This is a genomic window from Thiothrix litoralis, from assembly GCF_017901135.1.
GTDB lineage: Bacteria > Pseudomonadota > Gammaproteobacteria > Thiotrichales > Thiotrichaceae > Thiothrix > Thiothrix litoralis.
On record NZ_CP072801.1, the window covers coordinates 908,827 to 927,622 of the forward strand.

Below are 18,796 nucleotides of genomic sequence, written 5' to 3' on the forward strand. Positions count from 1 at the left end.
GTCATGAACCGGATGTCAGCGGAAGCAAGCCTTAACCTGTACATCACCGCTGTGCATCCTTGCCCTTATTTGCCTGATCGTGAAGCGGTGAACCTGCTGGTTGACCCGTGTTACCACATGACGGCCGACTTGTACGGGCGGCTGCTGGACAGCGGCTTCCGGCGTAGTGGGACGGATGTTTACCGCCCGCATTGTAAAGGTTGCAGTTCCTGTGTTTCCAGCCGGATCCCGGTTAACGATTTCAAGCCCAACCGTTCTCAGAGGCGTAACCTGCAACACAATCAAGATTTGCAGGTGATTATTCACCGCTACCGTTTCAAACCCGAATACCATGACTTGTACCGTCGCTATATCGGCCAGCGCCATGCAGGCGGTGGCATGGATACCGATAGCATTACAACGTTTGCCGGTTTTCTGCTGGCTGACTGGTGTAAGACAGCGCTGGTCGAATTTTGGGATAATCAGCGCCTGCTGGCGGTTGCAGCAGTAGATGAATTGAAAAACGGGCTATCATCCGTTTACACCTTTTTCGACCCTGAAGCCGGGGAGGCTCGGGGCTTGGGAACGTTTGCAGTGTTGTGGCAAATTGAGTATGCACGCCAGCGTGGTTTGGCGTTTGTTTACCCCGGTTACTGGATCGCCGAGTCCCCGAAAATGTGTTACAAAACCCGCTTCCAGCCCATTGAGGGTTTGCTTAATGGCAATTGGGTGAGATTACCACCCGCAGGCGCATAGTTGTTCATCGTTGGTTCATTAAAAAACTGTATCATTCATAAATTTTATGATAGCTTGCTGCTATTGGCGGGTCACGGGAATACAACGATGATTAAGACATTTACCCTGAATGCGATTGATCATGATCAAGCAACACCTGAAAGTGGTTTGATTGTCTGGCATGTAGTGGATGAAAATAACCGCAAGCGCCTGATCAAAGCCACGACTGAACTAAGCCGTCAAGGTTTCATCAAAACCGTTAGGCCACACAATGACCGGGAAATGCCTCTGGTAGAGTTGCTGTCTTATTATGTGGAAGGCGAAAGCTTCAGGATCGACTTCGCCATGTTCAATGAAACCTTTGGCTATACCCCTCGCGAAGTGTTCGCTGCTACGCAACACCAGTCCGAAACGGCGAGTGAGCGTATGAAAAAAGGCATCCGCCAGCTTTTCCACGCACCGTTCTGATGGCTTAAAAGTAGAGGGGAAATCATTCACCCCCCCCACCTTGTTATTGATTTTATTAATGGCGGAAATGGCGCATCCCAGTAAACACCATCGCCATGCCATGCTCGTTTGCTGCTGCAATGACTTCTTCATCGCGCATGGAGCCACCCGGCTGAATCACCGCCTTGATACCTGCTGCTGCTGCGCTGTCGATACCGTCACGGAACGGGAAGAACGCATCCGATGCCATCACTGAACCCGGTACGACCAGCCCCGCATGTTCGGCTTTAATGCCTGCAATCCGCGCTGAGTTGATACGGCTCATTTGTCCTGCGCCCACGCCGATCGTCATATTGCTTTTCGCGTAGACAATCGCGTTGGATTTGACGAACTTGGCAACTTTCCAGGCAAATTGCAGATCCAATAATTCCGCTTCAGTGGGCTGGCGGGTAGACACGACTTTCAGTTCATCCAGCAACGCAAGGTCAGCGGTTTGTACCAGAAGGCCGCCGTTTACCCGTTTGAAATCCAGACGCTCGGGAACTTCACCACTCCACTGCTCGATAGTCAACAGGCGCACATTTTTCTTGGCAGCTACGACTGCAACGGCTTCAGGGGAGACGCCCGGTGCAATAATCACTTCAACAAACTGGCGGTCGACGATGACTTTGGCGGTTTCGCCATCCAGCGGCTGGTTGAAGGCGATAATGCCACCGAAGGCGGATTCAGGGTCAGTGCTGTAAGCGCGGTTATAGGCTTCCAGCAAGTTCGCGCCGACGGCCACACCGCAAGGGTTGGCGTGTTTGACGATCACACAAGCCGGTGCACCGTCGAATTGCTTGACGCATTCCAGCGCCGCATCGGTGTCAGCGATATTGTTGTAAGACAGTTCCTTGCCCTGAATCTGGGTCGCGGTGGCAATGCTGCCTGCCGGGGCATTGTATTCGGCGTAGAACGCGCCTGCTTGATGGCTGTTTTCACCGTAACGGCAATCCTGCTTCTTTTCGACTTGCAGGCTGAAGGTGCGCGGGAAGGTGGCGGGTTGTTCATGGCTGGCTGTGCCGACCCGTGCGCCGAAGTAGTTGGCAATCATGCCGTCGTAACGTGCGGTATGCTCAAACGCTTTGATGGCTAGGTCGAAACGGGTAGAAGGGGTGACACAACCTGCGCTGGCTTCCATTTCAGCCTGAATGCGGGCGTAATCACCGGGTTCGGTGACGATAGTGACGTGCGCATGGTTTTTCGCACTGGCGCGAACCATAGTGGGGCCACCAATGTCGATGTTTTCCACGGCATCTTCAAAGGTACAACCGGGTTTGGAAACGGTGGATTCAAACGGGTAAAGGTTGACGACGATTAGGTCGATGCGCCCGATATTATGTTCTGCCATGACCACATCATCCATGCCGCGTCGCGCCAGAATGCCGCCGTGGATTTTAGGGTGCAGGGTCTTGACACGCCCATCCATCATTTCCGGGAAGCCGGTATGGTCAGAAACTTCGGTGACAGGCACGCCATTATCCGCCAGCAGCTTGGCAGTACCGCCAGTAGACAGAAGATGTACCCCCTGACTGTGCAGGAAACGGGCAAATTCGAGGACGCCGGATTTGTCAGAAACACTCAATAAAGCGCGGGTGACAGGCAGATTGGAGGCAGTTGTCATCGTATGGGGTCTCAGGGGGTGGAAAAACCCGTTATTGTAGCAATACAACTATCGCTTGTCATACATCAACATTTTGCCCTACACCCCCGCGCCGATAAGCGTTAAACTCTGCCTTTTTCCAGCTTGAACCCCCAGCGGAGACAGGAATGCAGCAAGATTTACTGGCGTATGTGCCATCCGAAAATGCCTTGAAAGAGCGTGTGATTCTGGTAACGGGCGCCGCCGCAGGTATGGGCAAGGCGATTGCCAAAGCCTGTGCACAATACGGTGCAACCATTGTCATGCTTGACAAGGAAGTACGCCGCGCGGAAGAAACCTACGACGAAATCGTTAATGCAGGCTACCCTGAACCAGCCTTGTACCCGCTGGATATGCAGGGTGCAACAGCCAAGGATTATTATGACCTTGCGGAGACTATCCGTGAAAAAATGGGTCGTTTGGATGGGCTGATGCTGAACGCGGCTTGGCTTTCCACCTTTACGCCGCTCAGCCATTACGACACCGAATTATGGTCGAAAATGATCATGGTGAACCTGCACGCTAATTTCCTGTTAACCACTGCCTGCTTGCCGTTGCTGCAAGAGTCCGCTGACCCGGCGCTGGTGTACGCTAGCCATGAATCTAATAAAGCCTTTTACGGTGCGTTTGGTGTGGCAAAAGCGGGGATGGATGCCTTCTGCGATATTCTGGCGGCAGAACATGAAGACCCGGCACATTTTATCCGCGTCAATACCGTGGATACGGGGCCAGCACGCACCAGTATGCGCACCCTGAATTTCCCCGGCGAAAACCCCAATAGCGTGGCACGCCCGGAAGCACTGGTTGCGCCTTATTTGTTTTTCCTGGGTGCTGATGCGGGTAAGCGTACCGGTGAACATGTGGTATTCGAGCGCCAGCCTGCGGATGCACAGTGGGCGGGGGAAATGTGACTGATACCGATTCCTTATACCCTTTTCTAGAAGGCTCACGCCTTGCGCCTTGGCTGGATCGTTTGCCACAGCAACTGGAAGCTGCCGGGCAACAGGCGCACGGCAAATGGCAGGAATGGCAGCAAGCCTTGGTTGATGCGCCGCTATTGCAGACCGATAACGTGGACTTCAACAGTCGTGCGGTGCAAATTGGTGCAGCAACGGAGGTGGATGCGCTTGCCCGTGCGCAACTGCTGGCATCCCTGCAAGCGTTGATTCCGTGGCGTAAAGGGCCTTACGAACTGTTTGGTGTTGAGGTGGATACGGAATGGCGTTCTGACTGGAAGTGGGAGCGGATAGTGCCGCACCTGAGTCCGTTGCAAGGGCGCTTGGTATTAGATGTGGGCTGCGGCAGTGGTTATCACCTGTGGCGTATGCACGGTGCAGGTGCTGAGGCGGTGATTGGCATTGACCCGACTTTGCTGTTTCTGACGCAATTTCAGTTGGTGAAACGTTATGCCGGGGAACATCACCCGGTGTGGATGCTGCCTTTGAAGAGTGAAGACTTGCCAGATTTGCGCCAGAAGGGTTTCGATACGGTATTTTCGATGGGTGTGTTGTATCACCGGCGTGATCCGCTGGGGCATTTGCAGGAATTGCGCCGCGCCTTACGTGCCGGTGGCGAATTGGTATTAGAGACGCTGGTGGTGGAAGGGAATGAGCATACGGCGCTAATGCCGCATGACCGTTACGCTAAGATGCGTAATGTGTGGTTCATCCCATCCGTGCCCATGCTGGCGTTGTGGTTGAAACGATTGGGTTTCACCCATATTCGTGTGGTTGATGTGACGCTTACCAGTACGCAGGAACAACGTTGCACTGATTGGAGTAAGGGGGAGTCATTGGCTGATTTCCTTGATCCATTAGATAGTTGCCGTACTGTGGAGAGGTATCCCGCCCCACGGCGTGCGACGCTTATCGCCAATACCCCTGCGTGATCTGGTCAAGGGAATATCACTAAATTACAATATGATTAAGCATTGAAATTAAAGTGAGCCAAGTGGATACGCTATTGCAAAAACCTGGGTTTATGTTCGCGATGGGAGAAACCAATCGCTTGCAGCAACAATTGACTTGTCGGATGGGACAAGCCTACAAGCGCTTCCGCCAAAGTTGGAGTGGGTTGTTGCTCGACCCCTATTTACGGGATGGTGGTAATTACCGTTATCGGCGCTATTCTGTTTTTCATTGGAAAGATAATGAGTTGGAGGTTCTTCCTCATGAGCCACATTATCAAAGTAGCCATTACAACCGTGTTCACGGTGGTTTTAATCGTCACTTTCGGGGTTGGTTGCCAACGACTTTGAATAATCCCGTGCTGACAGAAATTATCCGCTGGTCGACGCAGCAATTTTCTCGTAGTCCTACGGAGTTATGGCGGATTCAGGCTCACCAGTTCCGCATTATTGCTCGCCCGGATCAGCAAGGTAAGCCGACGCCTGAGGGGGTTCATAAGGATGGTGCGGAATATATCCTGATCATGATGATGGATCGCCACAATATCAGCGGTGGTGTCAGCCGTATTTACGACAATACGATGCACCCCCTGGGGGAAGGGACGCTGGAACAGGCGGGGGATCTGGTGTTGGTGAATGATCACGCGGTGTATCACGGTGTCACGGAAATTAGCCCAGCAGACCCAACACAGCCCGCGTGGCGGGATGTGCTGGTACTGACCTTCCATAAGGCGAAGGTTTAACCGGGGCCTTCAAAGTATTTCCAAGGGTATTGGAGATCTTTTTCAATCGTATTCCAGTACAGGTCGCCAGAATTGCGCCACGGGTCGAGCAGGATGCCCGTTTTGAACGGCTTGCCTTTGGCGGTGACAATCAGGGTGCTGTGTTCCCGCCATGGGTTGCCCTTGTAAGCCACACCCCAATACAGGTCAAAGGTTTTCAGGTTTTTGGTGCGCATTTTTGCCCGCATCGCCCGTGCCCAGTCGACACATAAACCCGCTTTGCGCTGCTTGGAATTACGCAAGGTATTGTGGATGACCGGCGGCCAAGTTAATCCCCAGTCGTTGGCGAGGTACATAGGGTACACGAACGCATCGTGTGCAACGGATTGTGCTTCCTGCCGGTCGATGATGCTGGGGTCAAGGGCAATCAGCGCGGTGGTCAATTCGTCAATGCGCTGTTTCATCTCAGGGGTTAGTTGTTGCAGGCGCGGGCTGCCATCTTGGGCAAGTGTTACGTTGTCATACTTAACAGCACAGCCATTGATCATGAACAAGACTAATAAAAAGCCAATTAGTCGTTTAGCATCAAGCATTAATCAGATTTCCTTCTTAAAATACATCAGGTAATTCACGTCGATATCTTTTCCCAGACGATAACTCTGGAACAGCGGATTGTATGTCATACCAGAGATATTGCGTAGTTCCAGCCCGACGGAACGCGCCCAGCGTTCTAATTCAGAAGGTTTGATGAATTTGGCGTATTCATGCGTGCCTTTGGGCAGCATGTTCATGATGTATTCTGCCCCCAGTATGGCTAGTGCGAAGGCTTTGGGGTTGCGGTTAATGGTGGAAAAGAATACATCACCGCCCGGTTTGACCAGCTTTGCGCACGCGGCAATCACTGACGCTGGGTCGGGGACGTGTTCCAGCATTTCCATACAGGTCACGACATCGAATTGCTCGGGGGCTTCGGCGGCGATGACTTCGGCGCTGATCTGGCGGTAGGTGACGTCGACCTGTGATTCGAGGGCGTGTAACTCGGCGACTTCGAGCGGGGTTGCGCCCATGTCGATGCCGGTTACGTGTGCGCCGCGCCGTGCCATGCTTTCAGCGAGGATGCCGCCGCCGCAGCCGATGTCGATGGCCTGTTTGCCATTTAAGGGGGCGCGGTCGTCGATGTAATTCAGGCGTAAGGGGTTGATGTCGTGCAGCGGTTTGAATTCGCTGTCGCGATCCCACCAGCGCCAGGCAAGGTCTTCAAACTTACGGATTTCATTGGGGTCGACATTGGGTGTTGTGTTCATCATCAAGTTTTTCCTGATAAATATAGATTTCACTTGTTCATGTGCGGTATTGTTGGCCAGAAATTTTTCAGTGGGTGTCTGGGGTGTCTCATGGTAGCAAAGACGGGGCTTTCGTACTATCGGCCTGATATTGATGGTTTGCGGGCAATCGCGGTGTTGGCAGGATTGTTGTTTCAAGCCCGTGTGCCGGGTTTTGCAAGTGGTTTTGTTAGTGTCGATATTTTCTTTGTGATTTCAGGTTTTCTGATTGCAGGCATCATCTTACGGCAAATTCAGGAAGGCAAATTTTCTTTTCGCACATTTTACTTGCGCCGATTCCGACGTATCTTGCCTGCCTTGGCTGTTATGTTGATAGGGACGGTGGGCTTGAGTTGGTTTGTATTACTCCCAGAGGATTTTAAACTCTTGGGACGGCATGTGGCAGCAACTGTCTTGATGATACCTAATATGAGTATTTGGCATTCTTCAAGAAACTATTTTGCCCCAACAGTCGATGCGAATCCTTTGCTAGATCTATGGTCATTGGGAGCATCTCCTTATACACAAGTCCCAAGCTGATGTAAGATAAGCAATTTTCACCTATGAACTGGTCATCTAGCGAACTCACCGATCTTGATTTGGGAGACAAGCGCCTCGAAACACGCGCCGCCCATATTCTCAATGCCATGCTGAAAGCGCCCCAATCCAGCCTCCCCAAGGCTTGCCAGAGTTGGTCAAGTACCTTGGCGACGTACCGTTTCTTCTGGAATGAGGCGGTGAGCCATGATGCTTTGATGGCATCCCACTTTGAAGCGACAGAGTGCCGAATCCGTCAACAAGACTCGAAGATTATCCTGTGCATTCAAGACACCACCGAATTGGACTTCAATGGACAGGAAACCGAGGGCTTGGGGCGGTTATCCTACGATAAGCAACGCGGGATGTACCTGCATCCGACCTTGTGTATCACCCCGGAACGCCTGCCGTTGGGCATCACCGATACGTGGATGTGGTCACGGGGCTTGAGCAAAGCCGCCGACCAAGCGAACCCCAGCATCAAAGAAAGCCGTCGCTGGATCGAAGGGTATGAACGGGTAGCCGAACTGGCGGCACGCTGCCCCGGACACCGGCTCATCTATACGGGCGACCGTGAAAGCGACTTTTACGACTTGCTCAAACGGGCACAAGCCTTGGATTACCCGGCTGACCTGCTGATACGGGCGCAACATAACCGTGCCTTAGGAGATGACCTCAAACTGTGGGATGCCATTGAGCAACAACAGGCGTTGACCCGCATCACCTTTACCAAACCGCGCAAGCAGGGTGAAAAAGCCCGCAAAGTGGTACAGGAAATCAAGGTGTTACGTTATACCCTGCGTCCCAAGAGCAAGCACCCGATGCTATTGACCTTGGTTCAAGCCAAAGAAATCAACCCACCCGCCGGAAAATCGCCCCTCATTTGGCGTTTAGTCACCAACCGTTGTGTAGAGACCGCCGATGCCGCTTGTGAACTCATCGACTGGTATCGGGCGCGTTGGGAAATCGAAATGTTTTTTGATGTCCTGAAAGTTGGCTGTCGCGTCGAAAAACTGCAACTGGACACTAAAGAGCGCATCGAAAAAGCCCTCGCGCTCTACATCATGGTGGCCTGGCGGATTATGTTTCTGATGCGGTTGGGGCGTACCTGCCCAGAACTTCCGGCTGAGCTGGTGTTTGACCCGCTGGAATGGAAAGTATCCTTCCGGCTCGGCAAAAAAGCACTGCCCGATGGCATACCTACCCTCAATCAAGTGATCCGCAATCTGGCAGAACTGGGGGGCTTTCTGGGCAGAAAATGCGATGGCGAACCGGGAGCTAAAAGTATCTGGTTGGGCTACTCAAGGGTGCTGGACTGTATTTATGGGATTCAGATGGCTAGTGAATTGGGGGAAGGACTGATTTGTGTATAAAGAGATGGGTTAGAGGAGGGAGTCATGCTAACTCTATTGTTCCAGTTTTTAATATGTTAGCTGATCAATATGCATTAAAAGGAATTCAGGCATCATCAAGTTCCTCTCCTTTTTTAATCAGCGTACAATTTTCTCAGGCTTCGTCATCAACAAACGAAAAACGCGAAGAATTTGACTTGTCAATGTTACGGGTTATTGAGGAAAAATCTATAAAAAACATATTTCTAGCAGGAAATTGGGATGGGTATATTAGATCAGGTTTATTTTCCAGTAATAGCCTTGATTCTATGAGTGCTTTTCAAGAAGGGATGGAAAAGGCTGTTTCTATGTTAGTTTCTAAAGGTAAAAGAGTCTGGATTGTGTTGCAAGTTCCCTCTATGGATAGGCAGATACCTCGATGGCTAGCGCTCCACGCTGCTAATCAGTCAGATGTATGGATCGATAATCCTCATTCTGAAAATGCGACTAATTTACACATGTTCTTTGAATACTTAAGCCAACAATATGGTGTTCATTTACTCGATCCGCTTCCGTACCTTTGTAGAATAGATGGTAAGTGTCGTATTGCCCACGAAGGAAAGGCAGTGTATGTTGATGATAATCATCTTTCCGCCAGCGGCGCTTTGTTGCTGACAGAAATGTTACGCCCTGCTTTTGAAACAATGAAGCAGGATCGGTGATGATTAGCTGATTTTTTGTTGCCAGTCGCGGGCTTTGGCAATCAGGGCGGTTGTATCCAGTGTGGTCAATTGGCGGTTTGCCATTAGCGCCTTGCCTGCCACCCACGTGTGCGTGACCTGTTCGCGGCTGGTGCAATATACCAGATGTGAAACCGGGTCGTACAAAGGGCTGGCTTCCAGTGTGCCGAGGTCAACCGCGATCATGTCGGCGAATTTGCCGACTTCCAGTGAGCCAATATCGGCATCCAACCCCAGTGCTTTCGCGCCGTTGATGGTTGCCATGCGCAAGGCTTGAGTCGCGGGGATAGCGCTGGCATCTTGTGCCACGGCTTTGGCAATCAGGGCGGCCGTGCGCATCTCGCCGAGCATGTCGAGGTCGTTGTTACTGGCATTGCCGTCTGTGCCCAGCGCGACGTTGACCCCGGCAGCCGTCAGTTTGGCGACCGGGCAAAAACCACTGGCAAGCTTCAGGTTAGACTCCGGGCAATGGATAACGTGCGTGCCTTTTTGCGCCAGTAAAGCAATTTCTGCGTCGCTCAGTTGGGTCATGTGGACGGCGAGGAAATGTTTGTCGAGCAGGCCAAGTTTTTCCAGACGCTCAAGGGGGCGCATCCCGGATTGTTCTTGGGCTTGCCCGACCTCGAAAGCGGTTTCGTGGACATGCATGTGGATGGGAATGTCAAGTTCGCAAGCCAGATGCAGCACTTTGTGCAGCGGGTCGTCGGAGACGGTGTAAGGCGCGTGCGGGGCAAACGCCGTGGTCAGCAGCGGGTTAGTTTGCAAGCGATCATGCAATGCCAAGCCTTTTTGCAAGTATTCTTCCGGGCCACTGCCCCAGCGCGTCGGGAAGTCGATCATGATCAAGCCGATACAGGCGCGGATACCCGCTTCCTCGGCTGCTTGAACGGTGGCTTCCGGGAAAAAATACATGTCATTGAAACAGGTCGTGCCGGAACGAATCATTTCGGCAATCGCCAGTTGCGCCCCGTCATGGACGAAGGTGCTATCCGCCCAGCGAGCTTCCGCAGGCCAGATGTGGTTTTGTAGCCAATCCATCAAGGGTAAGTCATCCGCTAGCCCTTTGAGTAGCGACATTGCCACATGCGTATGGGCATTTATCAAGCCGGGGAGTACAGCTTGTTGTGGTAATACGACAGTTTGTCGTGGGCTGTAGCATTTTTCTGCCTCAGAAGTGGGCATGATGCCAACAATCCTGCTATTATCAACCGCTATAGTGTGGTGTCGCAAAACCTGATTGTCTGGATCGACCGTTATAATCCATTCAGGCGTGATGAGTAATTCAATATCCATTGGAACCATTGGGTGTTGTAAGATTGCCACGTAAAACAACCTATTTATGCTGAAAATCATCATGAGTCAACACGATTCGATCCGTGCCGTAGAATGGAAAGATAATCATCTGGTGCTGTTAGACCAGCGTAAATTGCCGCACAACGAGCAGTTTATCGCCTTGTACAGTGCCGATGATACTGCCGAAGCCATCCGCAACATGGTGGTACGGGGTGCGCCTGCCATCGGGATTGCCGCCGCGTATGCCGTTGTCATGGCAGCCCGCAAAAGCTACAAGCAGTACCCGCAGGACTGGCGTCAACGCTTGCTGGCTGAAATTGAAACCCTGAAAAATTCGCGTCCGACTGCCATCAACCTGATGTGGGCGCTGAATCGCATGTGTCTGGCAGCCGAACAGATTCAGGGCGACCCGGAATACCCGCTGCTGGAGCTTGCTAAAAAAATCCATCAGGATGACATTGACGCGAATTACCACATGGGTGAATTGGGCAGCGCCCTGATTGCGCCTTCACACGGCGTGCTGACCCATTGCAATACGGGCTCCTTGGCAACGGGAGGGTATGGCACGGCACTGGGTGTTATCCGCAGTGCTTACAGCAACGGCAAAATCGAGCATGTCTACGCAGACGAAACCCGCCCGTGGTGGCAAGGTTCGCGCCTGACCGCGTGGGAATTGGCCAAAGACAAAATCCCCGCCCATCTGCTGTGTGACGGCGCGGCAGCGCACTTGATGAAGTTGGGTAAAGTCTCGTGGGTTATTGTCGGTTCTGACCGCATTGCGGCGAACGGCGATGTCGCCAACAAGATCGGTACCTACAGTCTGGCGGTGAATGCGCGTTACCACGGCGTCAAATTCATGGTGGTCGCCCCGACCAGCACCATTGACCTTGCGACCTTGTGCGGTAATGACATTCCCATTGAAGAACGTCCGCAGGATGAAGTACTGAACGTCAGTAACCAGCGCATTGCTGCCCACCATACCCAGGCGTGGAACCCGGCTTTCGACGTGACCCCCGCCTCACTGGTGGATGCGTTGGTCACGGAAAAAGGGGTGATAGAAAACCCAACTGCCGAAAAAATTGCGGCACTGATGGCTTCGTAATGTGCTACGCGGTTCTGGCAACTGGGTACAAACGTCGGTGTAAACAGCGGTTCAGACGCTGCATGTCAGTATCCAGCCCGTAACGCTCTTTCCACAGGGTTTGCCGGAAAGGGCGTTCGCTGATGGGGAGCGCCGCGCATTCATAGGTTTTGCCGCTGCTGGTTCCGACGGATAAAACGCTGACAGGTTGCTGGAAATAACGCTGGTAAAGGTTTTCCGGCAAACGTTGTTTCAGGATAGCCAGTTCCGGCAAGGGCTGCTCGGTCAGCTCCAGGTGTGACAGTTGTGTGTAAGGGTAGAATTCATGCTGTTCATACAGGAACTGGTTGGCTACCCGGTCAAAATAACCCCGCCCCATCAACAGGCCGTTCTGGGTCAGAATCCACACATGCAAATATTGCAGCCGGTAGAGGCTATGTCCTTTGCGTCCGTAAGGGTCATCCAGCATGGCGATCAAAGGTATATGGGCTTCATCCAGTAATTTACGGGTCAAGTCAGTGTGTTTCTGATTGGGTAATGGCAGTTGGAGGTGTCCCCAGCTTTCGGTAATAAAGCCTTCCCAGTGTTGTTGTGGCAAGGTTTGCGACAAATCACCCAACTCTGGCGGGTTAAGCAGGTGTAGCAAAGTGCCCCGGAACAGGTGTTCCACCGCTTGTTGGTATTGCTGGTGCAGTTGTTCCAGCCCGGCAGGTGGGGGCAGGCTGTCAAGCTGGTGTGCCATGCCTTGCTGCTGCTTTTCCAAGGCGTGCAGCTTATCCAGATGTTCATGCAAGTCCCGCTGAGTCTCGGTGATTTTCAGTTCAGAGCGATACCAGTACCAGCTCAGCGCGGCGATGGGCAGAGCGGGTAACAGGAAATGCCCGCGCATCACCAGCAAGATAATGGCAACAAACGCCACAGCAAACAGGATCAGGCGCGGTGACGTCAGGTTCAGCATACGTTGCCGCAGTTTGTCCAGATGAGCTTCCATCTGCTGCTGGTATTCGATTTGGGGCAGTTTCCAAGGGTCAGGGGCGTAAAAAAAGCGCCAGCGCTCACAATAGGCTTCTTCCGAACCCGCTGCCAGTAACTCCTTGGCATCGTGGTTGCGACAGGCGTGATTGGAAAAAATAGGGTAAGCCAGCACTTCATCTTCAAATTGCTGGTAGTCTAGTGTGTTCTCGACCTCTGCCGCGATAGCTGCCGCCTCCTGCTGCTTGCATTGCTCCTGAAATTCTCGCAGCATGTGATGGCTCATCGCCATGGTCTGGTATTCATTATTGGTCATTATTGTTAGCCCTTTGGATATTTAGTAGAAACTATGCAAATTTCCCTTTTCACGTAGTAAGACAATGAAACCTGAAAAAAAATCCCTACCCGCTATCATTCGTACAAATTGCCTTAATCAGGCATTAATTGATCGTTTTTTGGACGATTTTTGGTCAGAGCGTGGTGTTAGCCGTAATACCCTTGCCAGCTATGAACGTGACCTGCGTTTGTTGTGTCACTGGTTGGATGAGCGCGGCGGAACCCTGGATCAGGCCAGCCGTGGGGAATTACTGGAATACCTCGCTATCCGCGTGCGCGATGGCGCAAAAGCGGCAACGACGGCACGCTTGCTGTCCAGTTTGCGGCGCTTTTACCGTTGGCAAGTTCGCGAAAACAAGCGTAAGGATGACCCGACTGCGCAGATTGAAGCGCCCAAACAAGGCAGGCATTTACCCAATACCTTATCGGAAGCCGAAGTGGATGCTTTGCTGAATGCGCCGGATACCGATAATCCCCTAGGCTTACGTGACCGGGCAATGCTGGAATTGTTGTATGCCACCGGCTTGCGGGTCTCCGAGCTGGTGAGTATCCGGCTGGGGGAATTGTCGCTGCAACACGGCGTTATCCGCATTACTGGCAAGGGCGGCAAGGAACGCCTCGTGCCCATGGGGGAAGAAGCGCATGACTGGATACAAACGTATTTACGCGATGCCCGCCCGACCCTGATGCAAAGCAAGGCGATTACGGAGGATGTATTTGTGACCACACGCGGTAGCGGCATGACCCGGCAAATGTTCTGGGTCATGATCCAGCGTTATGCTGTGGAAGCAGGGATTGTGCGGCATATTTCACCGCATACCTTGCGCCATGCGTTTGCGACACACTTATTGAACCACGGAGCCGATTTGCGGGTCGTACAAATGTTGCTGGGGCATAGCGATTTGTCGACCACCCAGATTTATACCCACGTGGCGCAAGCCCGTTTAAAGGATGTGCATCGCGAGCACCACCCGCGTGGTTAGAAGGCTGTGCGAAAGTGGGGAAACGTATACACACTACAGTCAGCCATGATAATGTATGCTGCATTATGTGATTAAACAATAAGCATTTTTTACTTTCGATTTTCACTCAGGAATAGAGAAACCATGTACAAGAAAACGATTATGGGCGTAATGGTTGGTATCGCGCTCGCAACATCCCTAGCGATGGCTGATGGTGTACCGGCTGATTTGGGCGACAAACTCAAGCCCATGTTTGGCGGCAGTGCTCCTGATTCCCTGAAAACCACACCGCTTGCCAATCTGTTTGAAGCCAAGTTTGGCGGCGAAATCATTTATGTAAGCGGTGACGCGCGTTACGTGTTTGTCGGTGATTTGATTGATGCCCAGACTAAATCCAGCTTGACGGAAGCTTCACGCTCTGCTGATCGCCAAGGGATCATGAAAACCATTGATGCCAGCAAAACCATCGAATTCAAAGCCAAAGGCGATGAAAAACACGTTCTGTATGCCTTTACTGACGTTGACTGCCCGTTCTGCGTGAAACTTCACAAAGAAGTGCCAGCCTTGAATGAGGCAGGTGTCACCGTGCGTTATTTGGCTTATCCACGGGCGGGTGTTGGTTCACCGGCTTACAAGAAAATGGTCAATATCTGGTGTGCTGATAACAAGCAGGAAGCCATGACTAAGGTTAAAAATGGCGAAACCATTGAAACCAAGGAATGCACCAACCCAGTGGCGGATGATTTTGCACTAGGCCAAAAGCTGGGTGTGAACGGTACGCCTGCACTGGTAACGGCTGACGGCCTGATGATTCCGGGTTTCCGTCCGGCGGCTGATTTGGTCAAAATGCTGGATGCAGCACCAAAAGCCAAATAATATTTGAAGAAAATCCTCCCCCAGCCCCTCCTTTTTCAAAGGAGGGGAGCAAGAGTCCGGTATTGGTTCTCCTGCTTCCCCCTTTGAAAAAGTGGGATTGAGGGGGATTTTCTTCGCTATTTCAATAATTTCCGCAGTCGATAAAGCTCATCCAGCGCCTGTCGTGGCGTGAGTTCATCCGGGTCTACTGCTTCCAACGCAGCCTTCACTTTTTCCGCAATTTCATCTTTTGGTTCGGTTGATGTGCTAAACATCAGCGGCAAGGTTTGGCCTTGTTGCGGAGCTGCTTGCGAATCCTTTTCCAGCGATAACAGTTTTTTGCGGGCTTGCGCAATGACGGACTTGGGTACGCCTGCCAGTTGTGCGACTTGCAAGCCATAGCTTTGATTGGCAGGGCCTTCCTTCACCGCGTGTAAAAATACGATCTTGTCGCCATGCTCTATCGCGTCGATATGCACGTTGACGATGGTGCTGATCTGTTCCGGCAATACCGTCAGCTCGAAATAATGAGTGGCGAACAGGGTGAAAGCCTTGCGGTCACGCGCCAGATATTCCGCGAATGCCCACGCCAGCGATAAGCCGTCGAAAGTGCTGGTGCCGCGCCCGATTTCATCCATCAACACCAGACTGTGGGCGGTGGCATTGTTGAGGATATTGGCGGCTTCGGTCATTTCCACCATGAAAGTCGAACGCCCACTGCTAAGGTCATCGTGTGCGCCGATACGGGTGAAAATGCGGTCGATATTGCCGAGGCGAGCGGTTTGCGCAGGCACGTAACTGCCGATGTGTGCCAGCAAGACGATCAGCGCAACCTGACGCATATAGGTGGATTTTCCACCCATGTTTGGCCCTGTCACCATCAACATGCGGCGGCGCGAATCCATGTACAGGTCGTTGGGCACGAAAGGCGCATCCAGCGTGCGCTCGACTACCGGGTGGCGTCCGCCTTCGATCTGTATGCCTGCGCCATCGACTAGCGCGGGGCAGTTGTAATTCAGCGTGTTGGCGCGTTCGGCGAAATTGCCGAGTACGTCGAGTTCGGCGATGGCTTGCGCACTGCTGCGTAGCGGGTTGAGGTGTGCCAGCAAATCCCGTAACAGCTCTTCGTAAATGGCTTTTTCGCGTGCCAGTGAGCGTTCGCGGGCGGACAGCACTTTGTCTTCAAACTTTTTCAGTTCGGGCAGGATGTAGCGCTCCACCCCTTTCAAGGTTTGGCGGCGGATGTAGTCCGCTGGAATCTTGCTCAGTTGGCTTTGCGGTACTTCCACGTAATAGCCGTGGACGCGGTTGTAGGCCACTTTGAGGTTATTGATGCCGGTGCGGACTTTTTCGCGGGCTTCCAGATCCAGCAGGTATTGGTCGGCGTTTTCGCTGAGGTTGCGCAGTTCGTCGAGTTCGGCATCAAAACCGGGGGCAATGACACCGCCATCGCGGATGACCACGGGTGGGTTGTCGATAATGGCGCTGTCCAGCAAATGGCTGAGTGCTTCGTGCAGATCAATCTGCTGGTGCAGCGCTTGCAAGCGTGGGTTGTCGAGCGGCTGGAGGTGTGCGTGAATGCGCGGCAAGACGTGCAGTGAATCCCGCAGGGTGGAAAGGTCACGCGGGCGGGCAGAACCGAGCGCGATACGGCTGGCGATACGTTCGATGTCGCCAATGCCGCGCAGGGTGTCGAGCAGGTTTTCGTAGTGGTATTGCTCAAGTAATGCGCCGACGGCTTGGTGGCGGTTACGCAGGATATGACGGTCACGCAGCGGCTTATTGAGCCAGCGACGTAACAGGCGGCTGCCCATGCTGGTGGCGGTTTTGTCGATCACCGAAATCAGGGTGTTTTTGTGTTCACCACTGAGGCTGTGCTCCAGCTCCAGATTGCGGCGGCTGGCAGCGTCAAGGATGATGCCTTCATCGCTGAGTTCCACCGTCAGGCTATTGATATGGGGCAGGGCGGTGCGCTGGGTTTCCTGCACGTAATTGAGCAAGGCTCCGGCGGCAGTGATGGCGAGTGGCAGGTGATCGCAGCCGAAACCGGACAGGTCATGCGTGCCGAACTGGCGCAGCAGCAAGCGTTGCGCAGTGTCGAGGTCGAAGTGCCAGGTTGGGCGCGAAGTGCAATGCTGGGTGCGCACGAAGGGCGGCTTCCAGTCTTCGTCGTGGAGGATTTCGGCGGGTTGCAGGCGTTCGATTTCGTTGAGCAAGGTGGTGTCGGAATCGGCTTGCTGGACGGTGAAACGCCCGGTGCTGAGGTCGATGGCGGCAATGCCGTAGTTACCCCCAGTTTTTTCCTCACACACAGCCATGAGCAGGTTGTCGCGGCGGTCGTCCAGCAGGTAATCGTCAGTAACCGTGCCCGGTGTGAGCAAGCGGGTAATCTTGCGTTCCACGGGGCCTTTGGATTTGGCGGGGTCGCCAACCTGTTCGCAGATAGCAACCGATTCGCCGAGCTTGAGCAGTTTGGCAAGGTATTGTTCGACAGCATGGTAGGGAACACCCGCCATCGCTATCGGGTCGCCCGCCGAAGAGCCGCGTGCAGTGAGGGTAATGTCCAGCAGGGAAGCGGCTTTTTTGGCGTCATCCATGAACAGTTCGTAGAAATCGCCCATGCGGTAAAACAGCAGGATGTCAGGGTATTCCGCCTTGATCCTGAAGTATTGCTGCATCATCGGGGTGTGCTGGGGAGCCGACTTTTTATTCATTACGTGCCTGTAAACATCTTGTCAAAGGGGGCGTGGTATTTGGGTATTGCGCGGCCATGCATTGATCACGGCATGGATCAACGTTGCCAGCGGGATGGCAAAAAACACCCCCCATATGCCCCACACCGCGCCAAAAAACAGCACAGCCGTGATAATCGCGGTGGGATGGAGGTTGACCATTTCCGCAAACAGCAAAGGCACAAGCAGGTTGCCGTCGAAGAACTGGATAATGGCATAAGCGATGATGACATACGCGAAATCGCTATTAAATCCCCACTGGAAATAAGCCACGACCGCAATTGGCAGCGTTACCACCGCAGCCCCCACGTAGGGAATCAGCACCGAAATGCCCACTAAAAACGACAGTAACATCGAATAGCGCAAGTCGAAAGCAATGAAAGCGACAAACGACACCACCCAGACGATGAGGATTTCCATAAACTTGCCGCGTACATAGCCCGCAATCTTTTTGTTGACCTCGCGCCAAACCTGCATCACCAGCTCACGGTCACGCGGTAAAAAAGTGGAAAACCAGCCCAACACCATGTCCTTGTCTTTCAGGAAAAAGAACACCAGCAAGGGCACGACCACCAGATACACAATAAATGCCAGCAGGTTGAAGACGGATGACAGCGAAAAACTCAACACATGCCCGGACCACTGGGTGAGTTCGTTACGCAAGCTGGTCAGCAGTTCCATAATCACCTGTTCGGAAAGAATCGTGGGGTATTTGTCGGGTAACAGGATCAAGGCGTTCTGTCCGGCTGCCACCATGCCGGGGATTTCCAGCACAAACTGAGTGGTTTGCTTCAATATCAACGGGGCAAGCACCACCAGCACCAAGAGCAACGCCAGCGCAAACAGGCTGAACACCAGCACCACTGCCACAAAGCGGGGCAGTTTGTAACGGCGTAACCAGTCCACCGCCCCGTCCAATAGGTAGGCAATGATGATGGCTGCCAACAAGGGCGCGAGGGTTTGCCCGGCGAATACAATCATCCCCAAACCCAGCAGCAACAAGAGTGCGAGGATAGCGACTTGAGGGTTGGAAAAGTGGCGGGTATACCAGTTGTTCAACAGTGTAAGCATAAAATATTGGTTTTCTAATCTTGCCGGTTTGATGTAGGGGATACTAGCAGACAACCCTGAAAAATGTCATAAACCCCGTTCACCGTTAACATCT

At 52.8% G+C, this 18,796-nt stretch carries 18 protein-coding genes; 11 read left to right on the forward strand and 7 right to left on the reverse strand.

Going from position 1 to position 18,796, the window contains the following annotated elements; genetic code table 11:
• Positions 1–3 precede the first annotated feature (3 nt).
• Together J9253_RS04365 and J9253_RS04370 are read left to right on the forward strand one after the other, a co-directional pair.
• Positions 4–735, forward strand: coding sequence for an arginyltransferase (locus J9253_RS04365; RefSeq protein WP_210223463.1), 732 nt, complete (start codon positions 4–6; stop codon positions 733–735).
• An 87-nt stretch (positions 736–822) separates the two neighbouring features.
• On the forward strand, positions 823–1,182 hold the full coding sequence (locus tag J9253_RS04370; protein ID WP_210223464.1) for a hypothetical protein: 360 nt from the start codon (positions 823–825) through the stop codon (positions 1,180–1,182).
• Positions 1,183–1,237: 55 nt separating this feature from the next.
• On the opposite strand, the gene purH is transcribed toward J9253_RS04370, so the two are convergent.
• Positions 1,238–2,824 carry a bifunctional phosphoribosylaminoimidazolecarboxamide formyltransferase/IMP cyclohydrolase gene (purH, locus tag J9253_RS04375; protein ID WP_210223465.1) on the reverse strand — a complete coding sequence of 529 codons (1,587 nt, stop codon included), beginning with the start codon at positions 2,822–2,824 and terminating at the stop codon, positions 1,238–1,240.
• A gap of 146 nt (positions 2,825–2,970) precedes the next feature.
• Between purH and J9253_RS04380 the strand changes: the two genes are divergently transcribed.
• From J9253_RS04380 to J9253_RS04390, 3 genes are all read left to right on the forward strand, one after another.
• Entirely contained in the window at positions 2,971–3,753 is a 783-nt protein-coding gene (locus tag J9253_RS04380; RefSeq protein WP_210223466.1) for an SDR family NAD(P)-dependent oxidoreductase, read from the forward strand.
• A complete protein-coding gene (cmoB, locus tag J9253_RS04385; protein ID WP_210223467.1) occupies positions 3,750–4,730 on the forward strand; it encodes a tRNA 5-methoxyuridine(34)/uridine 5-oxyacetic acid(34) synthase CmoB in 981 nt (326 codons plus the stop codon). The genes J9253_RS04380 and cmoB overlap by 4 nt, the downstream gene beginning before the upstream one ends.
• 101 nt (positions 4,731–4,831) lie before the next feature.
• A complete protein-coding gene (locus tag J9253_RS04390) occupies positions 4,832–5,491 on the forward strand; it encodes a 2OG-Fe dioxygenase family protein (protein WP_228291502.1) in 660 nt (219 codons plus the stop codon).
• Here J9253_RS04390 and J9253_RS04395 read toward each other — a convergent pair.
• Together J9253_RS04395 and ubiG are read right to left on the reverse strand one after the other, a co-directional pair.
• Entirely contained in the window at positions 5,488–6,063 is a 576-nt protein-coding gene (locus J9253_RS04395) for a hypothetical protein (protein WP_210223468.1), read from the reverse strand. The genes J9253_RS04390 and J9253_RS04395 overlap by 4 nt on opposite strands.
• Before the next feature lie 3 nt (positions 6,064–6,066).
• Entirely contained in the window at positions 6,067–6,777 is a 711-nt protein-coding gene (gene ubiG, locus J9253_RS04400) for a bifunctional 2-polyprenyl-6-hydroxyphenol methylase/3-demethylubiquinol 3-O-methyltransferase UbiG (RefSeq protein WP_210223469.1), read from the reverse strand.
• An 87-nt stretch (positions 6,778–6,864) separates the two neighbouring features.
• Here ubiG and J9253_RS04405 point away from each other — a divergent pair, with 87 nt between their 5' ends.
• The 3 genes from J9253_RS04405 to J9253_RS04415 are packed head-to-tail and all read left to right on the forward strand — an operon-like array spanning position 6,865 to position 9,382.
• Positions 6,865–7,332 carry an acyltransferase family protein gene (locus J9253_RS04405; RefSeq protein ID WP_210223470.1) on the forward strand — a complete coding sequence of 156 codons (468 nt, stop codon included), beginning with the start codon at positions 6,865–6,867 and terminating at the stop codon, positions 7,330–7,332.
• A gap of 23 nt (positions 7,333–7,355) precedes the next feature.
• On the forward strand, positions 7,356–8,702 hold the full coding sequence (locus J9253_RS04410) for an IS4 family transposase (RefSeq protein ID WP_210221796.1): 1,347 nt from the start codon (positions 7,356–7,358) through the stop codon (positions 8,700–8,702).
• Positions 8,693–9,382, forward strand: a complete 690-nt coding sequence (locus tag J9253_RS04415) for an SGNH hydrolase domain-containing protein (RefSeq protein ID WP_228291503.1) — start codon at positions 8,693–8,695, stop codon at positions 9,380–9,382. The genes J9253_RS04410 and J9253_RS04415 overlap by 10 nt, the downstream gene beginning before the upstream one ends.
• A gap of 3 nt (positions 9,383–9,385) precedes the next feature.
• On the opposite strand, the gene J9253_RS04420 is transcribed toward J9253_RS04415, so the two are convergent.
• Positions 9,386–10,693, reverse strand: coding sequence for a TRZ/ATZ family hydrolase (locus J9253_RS04420; RefSeq protein ID WP_210224534.1), 1,308 nt, complete (start codon positions 10,691–10,693; stop codon positions 9,386–9,388).
• A 46-nt stretch (positions 10,694–10,739) separates the two neighbouring features.
• Here J9253_RS04420 and mtnA point away from each other — a divergent pair, with 46 nt between their 5' ends.
• Positions 10,740–11,795 (forward strand): S-methyl-5-thioribose-1-phosphate isomerase, encoded by a 1,056-nt coding sequence (mtnA, locus tag J9253_RS04425; protein ID WP_210223472.1) that lies wholly within the window; start codon positions 10,740–10,742, stop codon positions 11,793–11,795.
• Positions 11,796–11,799: 4 nt separating this feature from the next.
• Here the strand turns inward: mtnA and J9253_RS04430 are convergent, their stop codons facing one another.
• Entirely contained in the window at positions 11,800–13,062 is a 1,263-nt protein-coding gene (locus tag J9253_RS04430) for a hypothetical protein (RefSeq protein ID WP_210223473.1), read from the reverse strand.
• 64 nt (positions 13,063–13,126) lie between these two features.
• Between J9253_RS04430 and xerD the strand changes: the two genes are divergently transcribed.
• Both xerD and J9253_RS04440 read left to right on the forward strand, forming a co-directional pair.
• On the forward strand, positions 13,127–14,065 hold the full coding sequence (xerD, locus tag J9253_RS04435; protein WP_210223474.1) for a site-specific tyrosine recombinase XerD: 939 nt from the start codon (positions 13,127–13,129) through the stop codon (positions 14,063–14,065).
• Between the two features lie 123 nt (positions 14,066–14,188).
• Positions 14,189–14,920, forward strand: coding sequence for a DsbC family protein (locus J9253_RS04440; protein ID WP_210223475.1), 732 nt, complete (start codon positions 14,189–14,191; stop codon positions 14,918–14,920).
• A gap of 116 nt (positions 14,921–15,036) precedes the next feature.
• Here the strand turns inward: J9253_RS04440 and mutS are convergent, their stop codons facing one another.
• Complete coding sequence (gene mutS, locus J9253_RS04445; RefSeq protein ID WP_210223476.1) at positions 15,037–17,613, reverse strand: DNA mismatch repair protein MutS; 2,577 nt, start codon at positions 17,611–17,613, stop codon at positions 15,037–15,039.
• 21 nt (positions 17,614–17,634) lie between these two features.
• A complete protein-coding gene (locus J9253_RS04450) occupies positions 17,635–18,702 on the reverse strand; it encodes an AI-2E family transporter (RefSeq protein WP_210223477.1) in 1,068 nt (355 codons plus the stop codon).
• Positions 18,703–18,796: the final 94 nt, after the last annotated feature.